The following is a 19,763-nucleotide window of genomic DNA, read 5'->3' as shown; positions in this document are numbered from 1 at the left end:
TTGGTAGCCCGCTAACCTGCGGCGTAGCCGTCGCTCGTCTCCTCCCAGCCGAGAAGTGTGTCGGTGAGAGCCGGGAGCGCCGCAGGGGCGAATTGGAGGAGGCCCTCAAGCAGGTCACTCCAATCGCCCAGGGCGAACGCGCGTGCCATGAGCCGCCGTCCCTGGGCGGGCTCGACGAACTGCGCCAGCTTCGCCAGGGTGTCGGCGCGCCAGGCGGGAAGCGGGATGCGCTCAGCCAGGTCCAGGGCCGCGCCCATCTTCCCCGTCATCGTCGCCGCCTCCGCCAGGTGTTGCAGCCACATGGACCGTTCCCACCGATCGGTTGGCATCGACGTCTCGGCCCGGTGGGTCCAGACCGCCGCCAGTCCCGGCTCACCCGACCTCGCGGCCACCTTCACCCGGGCCCCCATCGCCGCCGCTCGCCAGTACGGAGCGGTGATGCCGCGAGCAAGCTCCTCTGCCGCGTCGAAGCAGCGGCTCCAGGCCAGGGCTTCCACCGCGTAGCACGCCACTGATTGTCGGTACTCGGTGCCCGCGCAGAGGCGGGCGAGGTCCTGCAGAGAGGCGGCGAGTACGGAGGCGCGGTGCCGGGCCCCGCCGACGGCAGCCGACCGGGTGAAAGAGGCCAGCAGCTGGGCCTGATCTCTCGGCGAACCCGGGAACACGTCAAGCAGTCTCGCGGCCCGGTCGAGCGCGCCGTGCCTGATCGCCGCCTGCGTCAGCGCCGCGCTGGCCTCGGACATTTCCTCACGGTCCACGAGGCCGAGGATGAAGGCTTCGGCCCTGTCGAACTCCCTCCGGACGGAAAGCGTCCGTACCAGTCGGGCGCCGACATACTTCCTCATCCACAGCGGGGTGACAGTGCGTGCGAGCGCCTCGGCCCGGTCGGTCTGACCCATCAACGCCAGTACACCCACCTGCTCCACCTGCACCTCTGCTTTCCAGTAAGGCGATGCGGTGGCATCGGCGAGAGCGGCGAGGGCGGCGGCCAGGCGTCCGGTTCTCTCCCCGTGGCCGGCGGCGTCTGTCACTCCGGCGAGTGCGGCCAACGCTCGGGCCCTGGGAACGGGCCGGACGTTGTCGCGGCAGACGCGCTCGGCGTCCGTGACGAGCGCAGTTGCCCGATGATGATCCCCACGGCCAAGCGATACCGTCGCCAGCAGGGCCAACGCCTCGGATTGTTCTTCCGGGTCGGTGATCGCAGCAGCCAGGGCCCCGGCGCGTGCGTCCTGGCCCGCCAACGCCGCCGCCCCCGCCGCCGCCACCAACAGCACGCCCGTTTCCTCAACCATCGGGGCGCGGGCCACGGTCTCCATCGACTGGGACAGCGCTGCCGCGCGTTCCCGGTCAGCGCACGTGGTCAACGCTTCTACCGCCGCCCGGGCCAAGGACCGGCTCGACGCTGAGTCCTGCCAGCATGGATGAGCAGGGACCGCAGCCGCCTCCGCGAGCAGGTCCACCAGCCGTGCGGCGCGCGGCGCGTCGCCCGAGGCGGCCACTGCCTGCGTGAGCGGCTCAATGACCTCCAACAACCACAGGGGAGGTTCGGCCCACCGGCTCAACTCCGCGGCCGCCTCGCGCAGCGCCACGCCGTGTTGGCCGATGCCAGCAGCGGCAGCCACCGCCAGCCTCGCCTCGATTTCGGCCCGCCGCTGGGCGGAACGCACCGTACCGGCGAGGACTCCCAGGTGTCGCAGCGCAATGGTCACACGCTCCGGCTCCTTTGAATCAGCGGCCCACTCGACATCGCTTCGCCACCAGGAATGGGCATTGCGCCGGGCCAACTCTTCGATGGCATCGGCGAGTTCGCCGGCCCGCCTGCGATTTCCGCTCGCGGCGGCCGCCCGTGCACCCGCCGCCAACACATCGGCCTTTTCGCCGTCGGTGGCATCGGCTAGGACGGCATCCATGGCGCGCTCCAGAGCAGCGGCGCGGCCGTGATCGCCAGCGGCACCCGCCGCCTCCGCCACGGCGGCCATTCGGCGCGCCCGCCAGCAGGCCGAGTCGAACCCGTCGAGACCTTCGATGGTGTCAGCCAGTTGGGCCGCTCGCGCCCGGTCGCCCCCGAGACCCACCACCTTGGCGATCTTCGCCAGCGCGGCACCCACCGCGTCGGGGTCGTCCATTCCGCGGGCCAGTGCCTCGGCGCGGTCCGGCTGCCCGGCGGCGGCCCACACAACGGGCAAACTCAATGGATAGGTGTTGCGTTCCAGAAGCCGTCGGCGATGGACGGCGATCAGGGCCGTCGACACCAGGTCAGGCACCTCGCATGCCAGCACCAGGGCTTCCGCGGCGTCGATCTCGTTGAGCGCTGCGGCGTCCCCTCCGGTCAGCTCGCGCATTCGGTCGTGGCGGGCGGAATCGGTGGCGCAGGCGACGGCACGGGGCAGGTCAGCGGTCGCGCGTAGCATCCGGGCATAGCCACGCAGCAGATACTCCGGGGTGGCCGACGGCCAGCTCTGATCGCGGTAGATCTCCGCCCAGGTGTGCAGCCGCTCGCGGTACCTGGACAACCTGTCCGGGCCAATCATCGTGAGTGCCGTCTTCTGGAGTTCCTCGTGGGCCAGGACGTATACCTCGCAGGCGTCCTCTCCGGGCCCGGCCGTTCGCTGCCTACGGGCGGTGCGGGTGGCAAACGTCCGGCCGGTGACCGCTCGCAGGTGCTGGGCAACCTCCCAGGTGTTGATGCTGGTCAGTGCGGCCAGATCAGACCTGCTCAAGCCGCCCCCTGCCGCGGCCACCAGACCCAGCAGGTCCCGTTCCTCCGATGTGCCGCGCAGCAGCCGCACCAATTCCCGTTCCATGTCGGCCCGGACCGCCGCAGCGTGCGGGGATCCGTCCAGGGGGCGAACGATGTCGGGGTCGCGCAGGGGGTGGTGTGCCGGTACGTCCGCAGGTATTGGTGGATGGGGTCTGCCGGCCACTATCACCCGCAGCCCGGCAGGCGGTCGAGCGGGCAGAAGTGCGGCGATACTGTAGGCGTCCGGTCCGGTGGTCACGCCGCGGTCCTCGTCCAGACCGTCGACCAGCAGCACCAGACGCTCACCCCGCCCCTGACATCGGTGAGCCGCGTCCTCCAGCATGGTGAGCAGATGGCCTTCGCGGGTGGCTTCGGTGAGGTGGGCCGGTACCGGCTGCCCCAGCGATGCGGCGAGCTGTTCGGCGACGACCTCCGTGAAGGCCACACGGTCGCTCTGCCCGGCGAAGCGCGCGGTGATGAAGAAGGGCAGGATCTTCGCTGACTGCGGGGGGTTGAGCGCGAACCAGGACATCAGCGCGGTTTTCCCGGCCCAGGCGGGCGCCTGCCACCACACGTAGGGCCCCCGGTCCGGTGCGGTGCAGAACGCCGCCAGCTCGTCCAGTTCGGCCTGGCGACCGACTAGTTCGGGGGGCGCAATCCGCAGAACCTGCTGCCGGTACCCGCTGCGGGTAGCAGGCGCCGCGTGCACTGCCACGTCACCGTGTACGACGCCGCTGACCGCCACCCCACCAGTCGCGGCGTGCGCGTGCCCACTGCTGGTGACGGCGGTCAGCGGTTGTCGCCATCCGCGCGCCGTCACCAGGGCTCCGTTCGTCCCATGTAGGTGCGTCCTTCCTGGCCGGACCATCCCAGCGCTCCGCGCTCAGCCACCATGGGCCGAACACGACGTCTCAGTCGGGCACCGGTCAGGTCAGTCGGATACCGCTGGTGGCATCTCCGCCGTCGGTTGCATCGGCCGGGCCGGTGCGTTCCACCTCGACCGTTCCCCGGTCATCTCCCGTTGCGGCGCCCGGAGCGGTCAGACCGGAAACGGCGGTACCTCCGGCTCCGGCCCGTGCGTCACCGGTATCCGCCACCCGCAGCCCACGTGGACGCTGCCTGGGCAGAGCCGCCCAGACGGCGACGCCGAGCGCCGCCACCGCCACGAGCGCCGACACCACAGTGGCCACCTGACTCGCCTTGTCTCCCCGGAGCAGGAGGAAGGCTGCGCCCAGGCCGGCTACCGCGAAACAGGTCAGCGCCAGCACGATCCGCCGTGTGTTCATCCCTTCATCATCACGGCAGCCCCCGCACATCGGGAGGACTTAACGGTCCGTCCTTCGGCCTGTACCGGCCGCCCTTTCGCACCCACGGCACCCGCCGCTTCACCGCACACGACCACGCCACCAGCCGAGGGCCCACGCCGACCGAGGAAATCAGCCGACCAACTACGCCATCAGGTGTTCTCGCCGGTGCTTCGCCACCGGCAGCAGGCCCGGCCCGTCAGCCCTCTAGGGACGTTCGGCGGGCACCGACGGGCCAGAGGATCGTGGTCGGGACGCCGTGGTGCCGTGCCCAGTCGATGGTCCGGTCCGTCGACGCGGGGTGGCGGCCAGGTTTGCCGTCCCACACCGCCACGAGTCGCTGCACCCGTCGGACCAGCTCCCGGTTGGCAGCCACGTAGGCCGCGGTGTCCGAACGGTCGTAACCGGTGTGGACGACCGCTGCCGCCCGGTCGAGCAGCTCGTCGAAGGCCAGCCGATTCTCCGACCTGATCACCGCGACCCGGTAGTCGCGGGCCGGCAGGATCACCTCGTAGGTGCCACCCAGATCGAGGATCGTGCGCGCGAAGACCTGGTCCGCGCCGGACGCCAGGCAGGTCACGCCGTGCACGGGCCGGTCGCTGATCCGGCCCAACTCGACGCGCAGTGCGTCGGCGACGAGCAGCTCGGTGTCGCGGGTCAGGTTGATGTGCCCGGTCACGCCGACGCGCACCGGGTCGAGGTCAGGCGGCATCCCTCGGGCCTCTCCGCTGCGCGGGCACCGGGGGTGTCAGCCGGATCAGCTCGAACCCGCTGTCGGACAGCACGTCGGGCAGCGCTCGGATCTCCTCGCGATTCTGCTCCTGCACGTCGGACGGCAGCTCGTCCCACGGCCGCAGGGCGGGATGCCGCCGCTGGACGTCATCACGCGGGTCGCCGTACGTCCAGCCGTCCCCGCGCCGTTCCCGGCACCACCGGTCGTGCTCCAGTCGGGCGAGTTCCTCGATCCGGTCGTCGATGGCCTGCCTGGCGGCCGAGGCGTCACCGGTGCCACCGTGCCGGGGCGCCACGACGCAACCGAGATCCAGCAGCTTGGCGGCGATGTCCTGCACGTGGGCCCGGTTGGCCCGCCGCAACGACTCGGGTAGCAGTGACCAGTCCACCATCGCCGGGGCGTCGCCGAGTCGTACCCCGGCGCGCTGCTGGGCCTGGAGGTACCGCTCGTGAATCAGCCGGGCCAGCCGCTCGGTGAGGTCCTCGGCGATCAGCCGGGCATCGCAGGCGTGGGTGAGCACCGGATAGAGGCGGAGCTTGCCGTGCACCTCGTCGAGCAGGTCGTGACGGGAGTCGCCGTGGAAGGCCGCGGCGAGCGCCGCCTGCCGGTAGACCGGCACGAACACGGCACTCTCGGCGCCCTGCCACAGGGCGGGCGTGTCCAGCACGAACTGCAGGCCGCTGATCTCGTCCGGTGCGCAGACGTAGATGCGGTCGTAGCGGTCGCGGCCCAGACCGACGACACCGTCGAGGTCCAGGTCGTACGCGGTCAGCTGGCAGACGCTGGCCAGGAACGGGTAACGCGACGACGCTAGAGCGATCTCGGTGCCGGCATCCGGTGCCACGACGTCCACCCGCAGGGGTGGCACGGCGTGGCCCCCGGGGGTGTCGGCTCGGGATGCGCGCCAGTGCCGGGCGGTCTCCACCAGGAGTGCCCGGCGGAAGGCGCCGCTGCCCGCGATGAGGATCCTGGTCGGTTGGTCTCCCCCGCTGGGCAGCGGGTGGTGCCGGTGCAGGGCGCGTGCGGCGACGTCGTCGACGTGGAAGTAGTCCAGCCGCAGCCGGCTCGACCCGGCGGCACCGAGTCGTCGGGCCTGCAGGGACAGACACATCTCCGAGTCGTGAACCAGGATGTAGACCCGCGGTGGTTGCCGTCGGTCCTGGATGAGCCGGTTGGCGGTGTTGGCGATCGCGTGGTTTCGGTCGTCGTCCTCGCTGCAGGCGTAGATGGTGTGGGCTCGGGACAGGCCGGCGCCGCGCAACACCTCGGGGCTGGTCGGGTCGCCGACCACGCCGAGGTACCGGCGCCACCGGTACTCCAGCGGCCCGAAAGGTTCGGAACGCACCACCACCACACGTTCACCGTCGGCGAAGAGCCGGTCGGCGAGCATGTGGGCGAACTGGGAGTCGCCGCAGACCAGGACGTGACCACGGGCCCGCCGGGCGCGCAGGCGGCGGCTCTCGGCGGCCAGCAGCAGCCGGCTGGCCTCGGCCACGGCGAGGAGCGTGAACAGCGGGGCGGCGAACCGGGCCACCTGCAGTTGCCACGGGTACGGGCCGGCGTTCTGGAAGGGTTCGGCGCCGAAGACGAAGAGTTGCAGGTCGTAGTAGAGCACGTCGTACGGATCGTAGGCGACGTCCGGCCGGGCCTGGAGCAGGCGCTCGAAGCCGACATAGCCGAGGACGAGAGCGGCCAGCCCGATCACTCCGAAGAGGACTCGCAGACTCCAGCCGGCCGGGCGGGGCGAGCCGGCGACCGGATCCGTCATGAGCTCATGGTATTTGACGAGGTCGATCGGATCGTGGCTCGACGCGCACCGACGGCTACGGATCGATCACGGAAAGTCGTCGGGTCGGGTGTCGGGCAGCGTGGCCAGTAGTTGCCCGGCCAGCCGCCGCACCGCGCCGTCATCCTCCTGATGCGCGAGCCGCACGAGCACCTCCCGGGTCCGGGTGTCGGTGTCGTAGTGACTGGTCAACGCGAGCAGCGCGGTCCGGCGGATCTCCCAGTCGTCGTCGTCAGCCAGCCGCAGCAGCAGGTCCCGTACCCCCGTGCGGCCGGCCAGGCTTGCGCCCAGCTGCTCCACGGCCCGGCGGCGAACCTCCAGGGCCGGATCGTCGCGGACCAGCCCGACCAGCAGCACCTGAACCTCCGGGTCGGCGCCGAAGTGCTCGCCGAGCGCGGCGGCGATGCGGGCGCGGATCGCCGGGTCCTGGTCCGACAGGCGGCGCATGAGCCGCAGCGTCACCGCCATGGACGCCGAGCCCTGCTTGGTCAGACAACGCACTGCCGCATCGAACACGGTCGGGTCGGTGTCGGACTCGACGCATTCCAACAGCACGTCGGTCACCAGTTCCGGGCTCCCGTACGCGCAGAGGGTCTGTACGGCGGCCAACCGGATGCCGACGTAGCTGTCTCGGCGTGCCCGCCGGCACAGTGTCTCCATCAGGCCCGGGGCGTCGCCGTGGCGGGCGAGCGCCTGGGCGGCGGCGCACAGCACGTTCGGGTCGGGGTCCCGACTGACCTGCTCGGCAAGGCACTCCCGCACCTCAAGGTCCGGTGGGTCGGCGAGACGGGCCAGGCTACGGGTGACCCGCAGCCGGACGATCGGGTCCCGCTCCTGGGAGGCGCGGCTGATGAGCAGATCGCGGGTCGCGTGGCCGAACAGCGGTCGCCCGGTGAGCAGGTCGACGGCGGCGAGCCGGACGCTCGCTGTCGGATCGCGTCGAGCGCTCTCCAGCAGCAGTTCCCCGGTGCGGTGGTCGGGGTAGGCCTCGGCCAGCGCGCGCACCGCGGCGAGGCGTACCGTCGCGTCCTCGTCGACGTGAGCCGAGCGGGCCACCACTGTCCAGCTGATGTCGTCGGCGCGGTCGCGGTCGATCAGAGCGGTGACCGCGGCGGCTCGCACGGAGGAGTCCTCGTCCTGCTCGATCTGATCGATCAGCCGGGCCCGGCAGCGCCCCTCCGGGTCGGGTACGAGCGCCAACCGCTGCACGGCGACCGCGCGGACCCGCGCGGACGTGTCCGAGCAGGCCAGCTTCAGCAACAGCTCGACGCTTTCCGGGCTGGGTCGCTCGCGCAGCAGCTCGGTCAGAATGCAGCGTCGGACCTCGTCCGGGGAATCGCCGGTGACCCGCCGCAACGCCGTGGTTCGTGCGCTCTCGGCGTACTCCGGCAGGACCAGCAGACCCTTCAACGCGCACTGCACCACACCGGGGTCGGCGTCGGTGGCCAGCAGTCGCTGCATCGTCTCGGGTGCGTCCGGCAGGTCGGCGCAACGCGCGGTGAGCACTCCGGCGGCGGCTCGCCGCACCGCGACGGCGGTGTCCCCGGTGGCCCTGGCCAGCACCTGACGGACGTCGTCGGAGAGTTCGGACCGGGTGCCGAGGGACTGCACGGCCAACGCCCGCACCGCGAGGTCGGGGGAGCTGGCGAGGTCGCGCAGCACGTCCACGAGGTCGAGGTCGGTGCCGAAGTGGGCGACCAGTGCGCGTACGGCGGCCTGCCGCACCGCTGTGGAGACCTCGGCGTGCGCCTGGGCGAGCAGGATGTCCCGGCATTGGCGACTGCTGCAGCCGGTGGCCTCCAGCCGACCGGCGGCTTCGGCCAGCCCGGCGACCAGGGTGAGGTGGGCCTGCCGCTCACGGCCCTGCCCCAGCTCCCGGACGAGCAGGTCCTCCATCTGCTCCTCGGCGGTGGACAGCACCGCTGCGATCCGGGTGGCGAAGGCAGAGCCGGATCGCCAACTGGTCCGGACCCCACGGCGGCGGTACCAGTGCAGGAAGATCTCCCGGCCGGGCCAACTCGGGCCGAGTGCCCGGATAGAGGACAGCAGCTCCTGCTCGGTGAGATCCACCAGGTTCGGGTCGTCGGCGGAGATGCCATGCTCGATGAGACGCACGACCTGGCGCAGCACGGCGTCGCCCGCGCCGGCCAGTTCGGCGGGCTGCGGCGCCTCGGCCACGCACTGCGCCGCCAGCACCAGGTTCCACGGCGGCCCGGTCAGGTTCAGCGGCGGCCACTGTTGGGTGGCCTCGGTGGCGAGCAGGGTGACCAGCTCGTTGGCGGTCTGGGCGGGCAGGGCGCTGGCGACCAGTCGGAGCACCTCCCGCCACGACGGATCGGCCCAGTGATCGCGAAACAGCGAACGCAGACGATCGATGCCCCAGGTCGGGTCGTGCTCGCATCTGTCCACGATCTCTTCGGCACAGAAGAATTCCAGGAACGCGCGGTGCACAAACCCGAACAGTCGCAGTCCGTAACGTTCCAGGATGAAGCTTCGCTGCCGCAATTTGTCGATCATCGAGTAAGCCATGGCGAGGGCCCGCTCATTCTCGAAACCGTAGAACGCGACGAGGTGGTCCCGGAAGATGCGCGCCAATTCGTCGGATTCAATGTAGTTGCCGGCGGGGCCGGACTCGCGGAACTGCATCCAGTACGCCAGGTGACGCAGCAGCCGGCGCTTCGCCTGCAGGTCCAGCGACGGCACGTCGCCGTGGCTTTCGCGCAGTTGCTTGGTCACATCCCACTCGGAGATCAGTACGTCGGTCACGTGCGCGTAGAGCCGACGGCGGTTGCGGGGCAGCGGGTGACCCCGGCCGACGATCGCCATGAGCATCAGCAGCAGGGGGTTGCCGGCGATCTCGCGCATCGCCCGGGAACTGCCCACCACGTCGAGGATCTGCCGCCGCTGCCGCTCTGCCTCCGCAGCCGGCGTGGGCATCACGTATCGGTACCAGTTGCCGAGAAATCTCGCGATCTGCTCGTCGTCGAGATCCTCCAGTGTGAAGTGGTCGAAGCCTGCGTTGGCAAAGGTGTGCCGCTGGTAGCCGGCCGCCCGCGAGGTGACCACTGTCAACACCCCCGGGTACTCGTTGGCGAACGTGGCGATCTGCGCGGCCACCTCTTCCCGCTGCGCCGGGTCGAACACCTCGTCCAGGCCGTCGAACAGGAACAGCGCCTGGCCGCCCTGGCGCAGGTACGCCTCCAGCACCTCCTGGTCGACACCGGCCAGCCCCTGCTGGTGGCGGTGGCCGACGTAGTCGAGCAGGCCGTCGCACCGGCCGTCCCCGTGATGGGTGGCGTAGGAGCGCAGCTCGATCAGGACGGGCAGGTACCGGTCCAGCGCACTCAGTCGAGGCTCGACGCAGACCTCGGCCAGCGTCAGTGCCAGGTACCGTGCGGCCGCGGACTTGCCCGAGCCGGGGTCGCCGAGCAGCACCATCGTGCGCCGGCCCGGGTCGGACACCACGTCGAACAACGACAGCTCGTCCTTGGCCGCGTACTCCTCCCAGAGCCGCTCCACCTCCTCCGGGTTGACCACCCCGGGCAGCCCGCCGACGTCGTCACCCGGCGTGGACCCGGCCCAACGCCACCAGGCCAGCGGCATCTCCGGTCGCGCGTCCTCGTGGACGCGGGGCTCCACGAACACCTTGGGCAGCCCGACGGTGAGATAGCCGATGGTGGGACGCGGTGAGACCGCGTCCACCGAGACCGCCTGGTATCTCAGCGACAGCTGCTTGTAGTACTGGTTGCGGACGGCCGCCGGCAGGTGGGTGTCCGGGTCGGCGGGCTCGCGGGCCGGGGACCTGCCGCTGCGCACGTCGGCCAGTGCGGCGGTCACCTTGGCGGTGAGGTCGTCCACGCCGGAGAAGAAGGCGCAGAGGTGGCGTTCCTTGAGCTCGCGGCGCAGTGCGACGATCTGCTGCCAGTCGGCATCCCGGTCGATCATGTCGACCGGCCAGGGCGTGTCCTCGGCGAGCAGGAAGACCAGACAGGGCTTTCCCGCCGCGAGCGCCTCCCGGTATTCCAACTCGGTGATGGAGGACTCCTGGCCGGGCGGCCGGAACCCGTACCGCCAGGCGAACAGCCCCACGTAGAGGTCGCACCGGCGCACGTCGGCGAGGCAGCGTTCCAGCGGCGGCCGGATGTCTGCGCCGTACGCCTCCATGGCCACGTCGTCGATCTCCAGGCGGCGAGCCACTGCGTGCACGGCAGCGCGGTATTCCAGCAGGTCCTTTTGTGTGGCCGAAATGTAGACCTTCATGAACGGCAAACTCCAGGGGGTGGCTGGCGACCGCACCATTGAAAATATCAGTCGCTGTCACGTCCGTCCGACCCGCGAACACTCCGAACGCCCGCCGTACATGGGATTCCCGTCCACCCCGGGCCTATGATGGCCATCAACAGATACGCATCCGGGCGGTCGAATCTCGTACTCGTGGAGTTTCGGTTGTCCGACGCGGATGCGTGTCAGTGCCGGTCGCGAGGGGTGTACGTCAATCAGCATGAGCCGCATACCGCGCGACGAGCGCGGTGGTCGGTGGCAGCGTTGCGGAGGAAGCCATGCTCACTGTCGGTGAGGTGCACACCAGCCTTCTGCAGCACCGCACGGCGCTGGCCCAGGAGCAGAGCGCCGAAGTGCTCAGCCTGATCGAGGGCGAGGCCGTGCTGACCTCCCGGCGTCCATCGCTGTACGCGGTGTCACCCGATGTTCGCACCGGTGTCGACTGCTGGCTCCCGAGCGCCAGAAAGCGCCAGTTACGTGGGGTGGGAGCCGTCGTCACCCGGGCCATCATCACCGGCGGCCGGATCGTGCAGGCATCCTCGGTCATCCACGTCGTCGCCGGCGAGCGCCGCCAGCCGTGGTCGCACTATCTGGCCAACCCCGGCGTCCTGGAGACGGTCGGCAAGCTGGACGTCGCCGACCTGAGTGCGGGCTTCCTGCACGGCAACGACGCCGACGTGCTGAACCTGGAGGCGATCACCGGCCGGGTGCTCGACGGTGTGCAGATGTCCGACCTGCTGGACAGACGCCCACCACTGCGCACCGCCCGCACACGGCTGCGCTGGACCGCGCAGACCGACAAGCGCCCGAACCGGGGAGTCTCGGCAGTGGTCACAGTGGACTCGCCCACCCTGCGTACGGTCGAACTCGTGCTCGACCCGCAGGACGTGCCGGCCGCCATGGCCGGGCTCTGCGAAGATCTCGCATTGCACGACTGGCTGCTGACAGTGCTGTCCTCGCTGGTGGAGTCCGCTGTCACCCGATCGGCCTCCGGGCAGGAGCACGTCGAGCGGCTGCGGCCGGTGCTGGAGCACCTGCTGCACCTGTGGCTGCCCGGCGCGCGGGTGCACCCCCGGCTGCGGCCGATCTGGGACCAGTTGGAGCAGGTACCCGGGTTCAGCCGTCAGTGGAACTCGTCGGTCAACTGGATCCGGGATCAGATCAGCGTGAGCAACATGGCCCTGCTGCGCGACCTGGCCGGCCGGGTGACCATCGACGAGCCGTGCGGGCGCTGAGCACGCTCAGTCGCTGATGAACACGTAGCTCAGCCGGTCGACCAGCTCGCTGGGCAGGTGCAGGCCCTCGCCGCCGGCCCGCTTGGCGACCTGCTGCGCGACCGCCGGCGGCACCGCCACCTGGCCGAGAATGGTCCGTACGGCCAGCTCCACCGGCAGGTACTGAGTGCCCATCAGAGTCAGCGTGCGATACGCGCAGAACGGCGCGGCCGCCGGGTTCAGCTGCACGATCGCCGGGAGTTCGTCCCAGTCCGTCGGCAGCTCGCCGGCGAGCCGGCACGGCTGCGTCATCGTCTCACCCCGATGCCGTAGCACGCCGAGTCGGGTCATCTGCCAGACCGAGGCGAGCAGGGCGCAGGCCCATACCCGGGCGTCCGGCTCGTCGGACCACAGCTCGATGTCGACGAAGATGGAGTGCCGGGGATCGCCGGACTGCAACGGCGGAGACCACGGACGTGGCAGGGTCATGGCCGGCGCGTCGACGTGCCCGGGTGACCGCTTACCGTTGGACAGCCAGCCCGACTCGCTCAACGGTGGACGACTCCCGGTGGTGTGCCGAGGGGGTTCCACCACCAGTGTGTCGACCACCAACCGGGCCAGCTCGGCACCGTCGTGCCGGGCGAAGCTGGACTCCCGGGCCACGTAGTCCAAGACCAGGCCGTGCTCCGCCGCGGCGCTCTGCACCTGCGGGATCACCTCGCGGGGGGTGCCGAAGCGGTGGAAGTAGTCGTCCAACATGAAGCAGGTGCTGATCCGCGGCTCCCGGTGTGCAGGCAGCCCTCGTCGGGCCAGAGCCGGGATAGCGGCCGACCAGTCCGCGATCCGCTCGAACTTGCGCCTCAGCTCCTCACACCCGTCGCCGAAGTCCTCCGCGTAGAAGTGCCCCAGCTCCACCGACAGATGCGAGTACGCCACGCTCTCTGTACGACGCACCGCAGCTGCCTCCTGGAACCTGACATCCATGCCGATCACGCGGTGTCCCATGCCGTCTCGTCGAAAAGCTTCTCGGTCAGGTCAACGAAGGCGTCCACCGTCTTGACGTTGGCAATTTTGGATTGCACGTCGTGATCGGAGATCAGCTGCTCCCGCCACTGCAGCAGAGGGTCCAGCGGCACCACGCCGAGCAGCGTCGTCCGCCCGACACCGCGTCGTCGAGCCAGCTCCGACAGCTCCGCGTCGCACTTACGCAGGAAGGCCTGCTGGGCGAGGCCGAGGTGGCCGACCTCCGGGCCACGTGAGTCGATCACCGCCGTACGGATGAAGCGCAGCGACTCCCGTAGCCGGTCCGGCTCGTGGCCGTACTCCTTGCCCATGGCCACGATCCCACCCGCCTCGAAGGCCAGGTCCGCCGCTGCGGTGACGTGCTGGGGAGTCCACCGGTGGAAGACCAGCCAGCGCACGGCGACCTTGCGCAGGGTCGAGGTCGCGGTGGCGGCCAGCGCGATCTGACTGGCGTACGACCGGCCGGCGCTGAGGTCCACAAGGGTCAGGTCGAACTCCTCCTCCAGCCTGAGGAAGAGTTCGGCGCAGCGCTTGGCGATGTCGTTTGTGAAACCGAACTCGCTGCCGTTGCGTTGCCCCGGCAGGAGCACCAGCGGACCGGACCCGATGGGCCTCTGCCGCAGGCTGGCACGTTCGGAGGTGCCCCACACGTCCAACTGCTCCGGGGACGGGATTTCCCCGCGCAAATATCGGTGCAGGCCACCACCGTTGGGCCCGGCGCCCTCCACGCCATTGACGGCCTGCGGAATCTGGAACGTGATGCCGGCGGTCGGCGAGCCGAAGTCGTAATCCAGGTAGCAGGTGGGGCGACCGGACAACGCGCTGCGGTAGGCGATGTTCGCCGCGGTCACCGACCGCCCGGTGCCGCCCTTGTGTGACGTGACGAAGACCAGCATTCAGATCCCCTCGCTGGCCTTCTGCTGCCCGGTGGCGACGTCGTTGAGCAGCAACAGGAGAGTGTTCACCAGAGCGGCCGCCGTGCCGGGACGCTCGTCGACCAGCAGCTGCGCCCGGCCCAGGCTGGCTCTGATGCTGCGCATGCTGCGCTGCATCGCCTCACCGTCGAAGGTGCCGCGCATCAACTCCCGGTCGAACAGGTATTCGGCCTCGTCGATGAGATCCTGCGCGTAGTCGGCCAGCCGGCCGGCTCGTGGGAACGGCCGCTCCCACAGCAGTTGACCGGAGGTGACCAGGGCCTGCACCACCCGCTCGGTCAGATACCAGGAGGGTGCGTCAGGCTTCGGCGCCAGGCCGGGAAAGGCACCACCGGCGTGGTCCCACAGCCCTTGGTGCCGGCCGTCCGGGATGCGCCGCAGCAGCAGGTGGTCCCACACCTCGTCGGCCAGTTCGAGCAGTTCACTGCGCCGTCGGGCGTTGCTCAGCAGACCGGCGACGGTGGTCGCCCGCTGTAACAGCACCGTGGAGAACTCGTTGACGTTCCACGTCATGATCGGCTTTGACGTGTCGTCGTTCAGTGTCACCCGCTTGCCTGGCGCGTGCACGAACAGCGCCGGCTCGCCGGGCGACGCCCGCCGGGTGATCCGCGCCCGCTGCGCCAGCTCCACCAGCACCGAGGCGATCCGCCCGAGCTCCTCGTCACCGCCGCGCCCGACGGCGATCAGGCCCTTCACCGCCAGCGACGTGGCCTGGAGGGTGTAGTAGTCGGTCCGGTCACCGTCGGTCGTCCGCCAGGGGATGTCCTCGATGGGCCACCGCCGTCGGTTGCCGAAGGTCGCCACCGTCGCCCAGTAAGTCCGGGTGAGCTCCCAGCGCAGTTGCAGCGCCCGGGACAGCCGCTGCTGCTCCTCGTTGAGCAACCCGAGCAGCCGGGTGCGCTCGGAGTTCAGGTCCTCGATGGCGTCCATCGCGATAACCGTGAAGTACAGGTAGGGGGCGTTCTCCGCCGAGCCCTCACGCTGCAGGCCGATCGGCTCGGTGGTCGGGACCTCCTCGGCACCGGAGATGACCCCCCACGACCAGCCGCACTCGAACAGCATCTCGCTGTTGTCCAGGTCCTCGGTCACCCGACCCGACCCGATGATCACGCTACGCAGGCTCGCCATCGTGTCCCGCAACTGCTCGCGCAGCGCCGCCACCAACTCACGGCGCGGCATCTCGTCCTGGTTGACCATGTCGCACAGACGAATGCCGTACTCGTCGGTGGAGGTGAAGACGAAGGTGCTGAAGCTGCGGAGCAGGCCGACCATCGCCGCCGTGAGGCGTGCTCCCGCCATCGCGTCCAGTTCGTCCAGTTGCGCCAGCAGGTCGCGCCGCTGGGTGGAGCCTCTGTAGACCTTGACGAAACCGATCGTCGCCAGCGTGAGTGTGACCGACACCGCGAACGAGTCGACGATGTCCAGGGAACGCTGCTCGTCGGTGAGCTCCGGACCGCCCTCCAGCGGGGTGAGGTAACTGCCCCCGCCGAAGATCGGCGCGCCGGCGTCGTCCGTGTACCGCCGGAAATAGTCGATCATCACGCTGACCAGGCGGCGGGGAATCTCGATCGCGCCGCCGATCGGGCTGAGCGCCTCGATCACCTCTTCGTCGGCGCGGTCCGGGTCGTCCAGTGACAACACGGGGACCTTGGCCGCGGGGAGCAACAGGGTCAGCAGTTGCTCGGCGTCGCTGATCGAGTTGCTACCACTTCGGCTACCCCAGTGCCATTCACCGTTCGCCCAGCAACTGCGAACCGTAGCCCGCCAGATGTCGAGGATCTCCTGGCGCGGCTGCATCCGCATGACCCACCGCCGTCTGTTGTAGTCGTCGACTCGAACCCTCTGGTATTGCCGTGCCCACGATGGTCCACTATGCCGTTCAGCATCATGGTAGCGGGCCAGTCGAGTGCCACCTGAAAGGCTTCGATGGCCGCGTGTCGGCACTCCGGCCAATCGGGCGCGCTATGCAATGCCACGCCCCCACGCTGCGTCGACAGGCATGGCGTCGACGCATCCCGCAGGCACGCATCGGCGCTATCCGCGGGTACGGCCGGTGGCCAGCAGCATGCTCAAATACCCGTCGCGCAGCGGCGGCTTGGGCCGCACCTCGTGGACGTCCAGGTCGTACGCGCCCGCCGCGATAGTGGCCACCACGTCGGCGCGCTGCAGTGCCACAGCCGGGAACATCCGCCGACCGACGCTGTAGCCGAGGGACCCGAGCATGACCGTCACGGCGAAGGGCGACCCGGGCCGCAGCGCATCCAGAAACCGACCGATCGCGTGCTCGGCCTCGGCCCGGTCGGCCGAGATGGAACAGGCCACGAAGAACATCGTGCCGGCGCTCCAGGTGTGCCTCGGCAGGGTGAAGACGCTGGCGCGCACCACCCGGCCCACCTGCGCCAGGCGCCGGCGCGGGTCCGCCAGCGCGGCGTACGCCGGGTGCTCCACGCACACCTGCCAGTACGGATCCCAGAGCTCGTCGTAGCTGTCGACCTGCGTGCGCAGCCAGTTCACGTTCGCCGTCGACCATTCACACAGGTCGACGGCCTTTGCGAACGGCAGTAGCGACAGCGCCGGATACAGGTTCGCTCCCGACCCCACGTCGACGCACCGCGCGTCGGAGAGCTTCGCCTCGGCGAAGAAGTCTCGGATGCGGCAGAGGATCTCCCGATCGTCGGACCGCAGATCCGCATAGTTGTGCCGGACATATGCCTGCGGGTCGAAGCTGTCCCACTCGACGTCGGAATTGACGGGCCTCGGCGACTGAATCGGCGAGCGTGGCGTCGACTCGCCGCAACCGCCCCCAGTCGCCGGGGTCAACGCCATGGACGGGCCTCCATCGGGTCGGCGGATCACATTGGTCGCTGAAGCGGCGCTCAGTGCACTGCCCATTATGTATCGACGGTGGTGTTCGCTCACAAGTGCAGGAACTTCATCACGCGCCGGGAATGACGACGACAGGACGCCGGCCGGATGCCGACAACCCGACCAGTTCGCATCCGGTGACCGGCCCAGTCCACGCTCACCCCGGTCCTGGCCGCGCCGGGCCCCTCGGACGGTGGGTTCTCCGTCATGAGCATCGCCCCGATCATTCCGCTCACCCTGACCAGGGCGGAGGCCACTTCCACCTTGAGCACCACGTCCATTCGGTCGATCTCACACCAGGCGCCGACGCAGCACGGGGTTGAGACTTCGCTGCTGCTGTTACCCCACCGATGGGATTCGCTGTCGCGGGTGGTCAATGGTATGAATGCAGCGTGTCGTCGTCGCAGAACCCAGACCTGATGGGCACCGTCCGAGCCCTGGTCGAAGACGCGTTGCCGGCCTCCCTGCCGGGCGCACGCGTCGCGGCGGAAAGCGATGAGGTCATCATCGCCATGCCGGGTGGTCGGGCTCGGGTGTCCCTGGGTCCGTTGCTCCGTCTCTGCCTGGATCAGCCCTACCAGGCGTGGCCCGAGCTGGTGGCCGACTGGGTCGCAGCGATACGCCGGGAGATGCCGGACCAGGTCTCCGCCGACCTTGGGCCGAGCGACCTCGAGCAACTGCGGCTGCGGCTCATCCCGGCGGCCGAGACCCCCGAGTCGGACAACTATCTGGCCATGCCGTTCGGTGAGCATTTCACTGCGGTGGTGGTGGTGAACCGGCCTGGCCGTCTGGACCTGCTGACCCTCGCTCAGGCGGCGCGACTGGGCCCCGATCCCGAAGGGCTGGTTCGCACTGCCGTGCGGCAGACCGTGGAGCGTGAACTGGTCTCTCTCGACGTGCGGGATCATGAGCTGCCCACCGGTGGTTCGGTTCGTCTGCTCGCCTCGGACGGCAACCCGTTCGTCACGACCGCCCTCATGTCCGTCAAGCGGTTCCTGCCCGAAGGCGCTGACAACGGCGCGCTGGTCGCGGCGCCGCAGTACAGCGCGGTGATGCTGCATAGCGTGTCGGGCCGCCTGCACGACGCCGCGGTGGCGCTGCACCGCTTGGCCAACTCGATGTTCGTGGCGGCCACTGATCCCTGCACCGACCAGATCTTCTGGTGGCACGGCGGGGAATTCCACCCGGTGCGTATCGTGGTGGAGCAGTCCACCGGGACCGTGCAGGTTCGGTTGCCCGAGGTGTTGGCCCCGGTGGTGGAGAGGCTGGACCGCGGTCACTGAGGGAGCCCGGTCCGACCGGAGCGCACTCGTGCCTCTGGGCGAACCGGGTACGGCGACCTACGGGGTGAGTATCTTGTCGAGCTTCCGGGCGGCCAGCGCCTGATCCCGGTGCGAGGTCAGGAACCGGAGAGCCGACTCGCGTTCTCCGTCATGCCATGCCTGGGTGAGTCGTTCGTAGAACGCGGCCTTCTCGGCCAGTTGCCGGGCGCCCTTGCCGGAGATCCCGGCGGCCCGCTCGCGGCACAGCTGGGCGAGTTGTGTCGCGGGCTCGACTGGCGAAGCGGTGCCGTTGACCACCCGCCAACCCGGTAGCTGGTGCCAGTGTGTGCGGCGCTGGCGCGGGTCTCGGGCGAAGTCCCGTTCGGCCACGTCGGCGAGGCGCTCGGGAGGCCAGTCGTCGATTTCTTTCAGGCCGGCATCAAGCACGAACTGCCGGGTCTGGCCGGCTGCCGCATCGGACATCAGGTCCACCGTCGGCGGCGCTGATTGCACCTCGTCCATCCGCACGCCATAGGTCATAATCCAGCTCGTGAAAGGCGTTACGAGTGGCTGCACGCCGGCGGTGAGCCAGCCCACGGGCCGGGTGGGCGAACCGGAGTATCCGATCCAGGCCAGGGACCAGTCCAGCGGCTCGCGTGCCAGCACACTACCGACGCCGACGCCGCGCAGGCGCCATTCTCCCGGCAGTGCGGGGCGCAGCTCGGACAGGATCTGCCGCCACCGCCGTGCCTTGTCAGCAGAGGACATCCGCACCTTCCGCAGATCGATGCACAGGGCTCGGTCAGTCTACGCTCAGCGGTCGCTGCGTCGGCCGAAGCTCCTCGGGTTTGGCGTGCAGATCGAGCACTTGTTTCACCGTGTCGGCCCAGCCTGGCGCGATGCCGGTCTTCAGGCCGGTCTTGAGGTCGTAGGCGTGCACGGCTTCCCAGTCGAGCTTGCCGGTGTCGGAGTCCCTGTGCTGCCGCTCCAGGATGACATCCGGACGGAATGCCTGGTCCGCTATCTTCGTCGTCTCGACGCCATCCGAGTCGTAGCCGACCTCGGGGCGTAGCCGGAAGCCCGTCGCAGGGTCGATGATGTCTTTCCCCGCGGCGTTGATCGCGTCGGCGAGGTGGCGGTGGGATTCAATGCCCAGCGCCGTGCGTTCCACGATCAGGTCCGCTACGTCCTCGTGCTTGCCGCTCTCCACGAGCTTCTCTCGCTGCCGCTGGTATCCCTCCCGCTGAAGAATCTCGTCCCGGTTCTGGTCGACGTGGTCCCACGCGTCGTCGGCCATTTTCTGGAGTTTGTCGGCGACCGCATCACGTGCCTTGGCGATTTCCTTTAGGGTCCCCGGGTCGTGCTTGTCCAGCTCCGGGTTGTTCTTCGGGTCCTCGCTCTTCGATCCGGCGGGCTTGCCGTTCTCGGAGGCCGGTCCGCCCGGGCGGCCACGGTCGATTGCTGCGGCGACGGCCTGGTGGGTCTCGGCGACGGTGGTGGGTCTGCCATGTGGGGCGTCGCCGCGCTGCCGCGGCACACCGTTGTCGCCGCCGTCCTCCCCGCCTTCGCTGCCATCACCGGGACGGCCGTGCGGCCCTTTGGGTTTCGCCACGATCCCCC

14 protein-coding genes are annotated in these 19,763 nt (G+C 69.7%); 2 read left to right on the top strand and 12 right to left on the bottom strand.

Translation table 11 applies throughout. The annotated features are described in order from the left end of the window. Window positions 1-11: 11 nt before the first annotated feature. From AB0B98_RS08635 to AB0B98_RS08615, 5 genes are all read right to left on the bottom strand, one after another. Entirely contained in the window at window positions 12-3,455 is a 3,444-nt protein-coding gene (locus AB0B98_RS08635) for a hypothetical protein (protein ID WP_357361584.1), read from the bottom strand. Between the two features lie 211 nt (window positions 3,456-3,666). Next, window positions 3,667-4,026: a hypothetical protein gene (locus AB0B98_RS08630; RefSeq protein WP_238668092.1), complete on the bottom strand. Its 360-nt coding sequence runs from the start codon at window positions 4,024-4,026 to the stop codon at window positions 3,667-3,669. A 217-nt stretch (window positions 4,027-4,243) separates the two neighbouring features. Further along, window positions 4,244-4,756, bottom strand: coding sequence for a hypothetical protein (locus tag AB0B98_RS08625; RefSeq protein WP_357361583.1), 513 nt, complete (start codon window positions 4,754-4,756; stop codon window positions 4,244-4,246). Further along, window positions 4,746-6,545 (bottom strand): RyR domain-containing protein, encoded by a 1,800-nt coding sequence (locus AB0B98_RS08620; protein ID WP_357361582.1) that lies wholly within the window; start codon window positions 6,543-6,545, stop codon window positions 4,746-4,748. The genes AB0B98_RS08625 and AB0B98_RS08620 overlap by 11 nt, the downstream gene beginning before the upstream one ends. Before the next feature lie 66 nt (window positions 6,546-6,611). Beyond that, window positions 6,612-10,823, bottom strand: coding sequence for a HEAT repeat domain-containing protein (locus AB0B98_RS08615; RefSeq protein ID WP_357361581.1), 4,212 nt, complete (start codon window positions 10,821-10,823; stop codon window positions 6,612-6,614). A 299-nt stretch (window positions 10,824-11,122) separates the two neighbouring features. Between AB0B98_RS08615 and AB0B98_RS08610 the strand changes: the two genes are divergently transcribed. Continuing rightward, the gene (locus AB0B98_RS08610) at window positions 11,123-12,079 is read left to right on the top strand and encodes an SCO2521 family protein (RefSeq protein ID WP_238668096.1); all 957 of its coding nucleotides are present in this window, start codon (window positions 11,123-11,125) and stop codon (window positions 12,077-12,079) included. 6 nt (window positions 12,080-12,085) lie between these two features. On the opposite strand, the gene AB0B98_RS08605 is transcribed toward AB0B98_RS08610, so the two are convergent. The 5 genes from AB0B98_RS08605 to AB0B98_RS08585 all read right to left on the bottom strand — a co-directional run bounded on the left by AB0B98_RS08605 (window position 12,086) and on the right by AB0B98_RS08585 (window position 17,162). Continuing rightward, on the bottom strand, window positions 12,086-13,042 hold the full coding sequence (locus AB0B98_RS08605; protein WP_357361682.1) for an SCO2522 family protein: 957 nt from the start codon (window positions 13,040-13,042) through the stop codon (window positions 12,086-12,088). A 5-nt stretch (window positions 13,043-13,047) separates the two neighbouring features. After that, entirely contained in the window at window positions 13,048-13,977 is a 930-nt protein-coding gene (locus tag AB0B98_RS08600; RefSeq protein ID WP_203120842.1) for an SCO2523 family variant P-loop protein, read from the bottom strand. Beyond that, window positions 13,978-15,819, bottom strand: coding sequence for an SCO2524 family protein (locus AB0B98_RS08595; RefSeq protein WP_357361580.1), 1,842 nt, complete (start codon window positions 15,817-15,819; stop codon window positions 13,978-13,980). Window positions 15,820-16,050: 231 nt separating this feature from the next. After that, the gene (locus AB0B98_RS08590; RefSeq protein ID WP_238668099.1) at window positions 16,051-16,842 is read right to left on the bottom strand and encodes an SCO2525 family SAM-dependent methyltransferase; all 792 of its coding nucleotides are present in this window, start codon (window positions 16,840-16,842) and stop codon (window positions 16,051-16,053) included. Window positions 16,843-16,931: 89 nt separating this feature from the next. Beyond that, window positions 16,932-17,162 (bottom strand): hypothetical protein, encoded by a 231-nt coding sequence (locus tag AB0B98_RS08585; RefSeq protein WP_357361579.1) that lies wholly within the window; start codon window positions 17,160-17,162, stop codon window positions 16,932-16,934. A 111-nt stretch (window positions 17,163-17,273) separates the two neighbouring features. Between AB0B98_RS08585 and AB0B98_RS08580 the strand changes: the two genes are divergently transcribed. Further along, complete coding sequence (locus AB0B98_RS08580) at window positions 17,274-18,164, top strand: hypothetical protein (RefSeq protein ID WP_357361578.1); 891 nt, start codon at window positions 17,274-17,276, stop codon at window positions 18,162-18,164. Between the two features lie 57 nt (window positions 18,165-18,221). Here the strand turns inward: AB0B98_RS08580 and AB0B98_RS08575 are convergent, their stop codons facing one another. Next, entirely contained in the window at window positions 18,222-18,911 is a 690-nt protein-coding gene (locus AB0B98_RS08575) for a hypothetical protein (RefSeq protein ID WP_357361577.1), read from the bottom strand. 34 nt (window positions 18,912-18,945) lie between these two features. Further along, window positions 18,946-19,755, bottom strand: coding sequence for a hypothetical protein (locus AB0B98_RS08570; protein WP_357361576.1), 810 nt, complete (start codon window positions 19,753-19,755; stop codon window positions 18,946-18,948). Window positions 19,756-19,763: the final 8 nt, after the last annotated feature.

It is taken from the genome of Micromonospora sp. NPDC048947 (assembly GCF_040649495.1).
GTDB classification, from domain to species: Bacteria; Actinomycetota; Actinomycetes; order Mycobacteriales; family Micromonosporaceae; genus Micromonospora; species Micromonospora alfalfae.
The sequence above is the reverse complement of the archived record's forward strand: the minus strand, read 5'-3'. Positions and strand labels throughout refer to the sequence as shown.

Bases quoted from the DNA above. Each gene is read 5' to 3' on its own strand.
- AB0B98_RS08630 (WP_238668092.1), bottom strand. From the start codon at position 4,026: ATGAACACACGGCGGATCGTGCTGGCGCTGACCTGTTTCGCGGTAGCC.
- AB0B98_RS08625 (WP_357361583.1), bottom strand. From the start codon at position 4,756: ATGCCGCCTGACCTCGACCCGGTGCGCGTCGGCGTGACCGGGCACATC.
- AB0B98_RS08620 (WP_357361582.1), bottom strand. From the start codon at position 6,545: ATGACGGATCCGGTCGCCGGCTCGCCCCGCCCGGCCGGCTGGAGTCTG.
- AB0B98_RS08615 (WP_357361581.1), bottom strand. From the start codon at position 10,823: ATGAAGGTCTACATTTCGGCCACACAAAAGGACCTGCTGGAATACCGC.
- AB0B98_RS08610 (WP_238668096.1), top strand. From the start codon at position 11,123: ATGCTCACTGTCGGTGAGGTGCACACCAGCCTTCTGCAGCACCGCACG.
- AB0B98_RS08605 (WP_357361682.1), bottom strand. From the start codon at position 13,042: ATGGATGTCAGGTTCCAGGAGGCAGCTGCGGTGCGTCGTACAGAGAGC.
- AB0B98_RS08600 (WP_203120842.1), bottom strand. From the start codon at position 13,977: ATGCTGGTCTTCGTCACGTCACACAAGGGCGGCACCGGGCGGTCGGTG.
- AB0B98_RS08595 (WP_357361580.1), bottom strand. From the start codon at position 15,819: ATGCGGATGCAGCCGCGCCAGGAGATCCTCGACATCTGGCGGGCTACG.
- AB0B98_RS08590 (WP_238668099.1), bottom strand. From the start codon at position 16,842: ATGGCGTTGACCCCGGCGACTGGGGGCGGTTGCGGCGAGTCGACGCCA.
- AB0B98_RS08585 (WP_357361579.1), bottom strand. From the start codon at position 17,162: ATGGACGTGGTGCTCAAGGTGGAAGTGGCCTCCGCCCTGGTCAGGGTG.
- AB0B98_RS08575 (WP_357361577.1), bottom strand. From the start codon at position 18,911: ATGTCCTCTGCTGACAAGGCACGGCGGTGGCGGCAGATCCTGTCCGAG.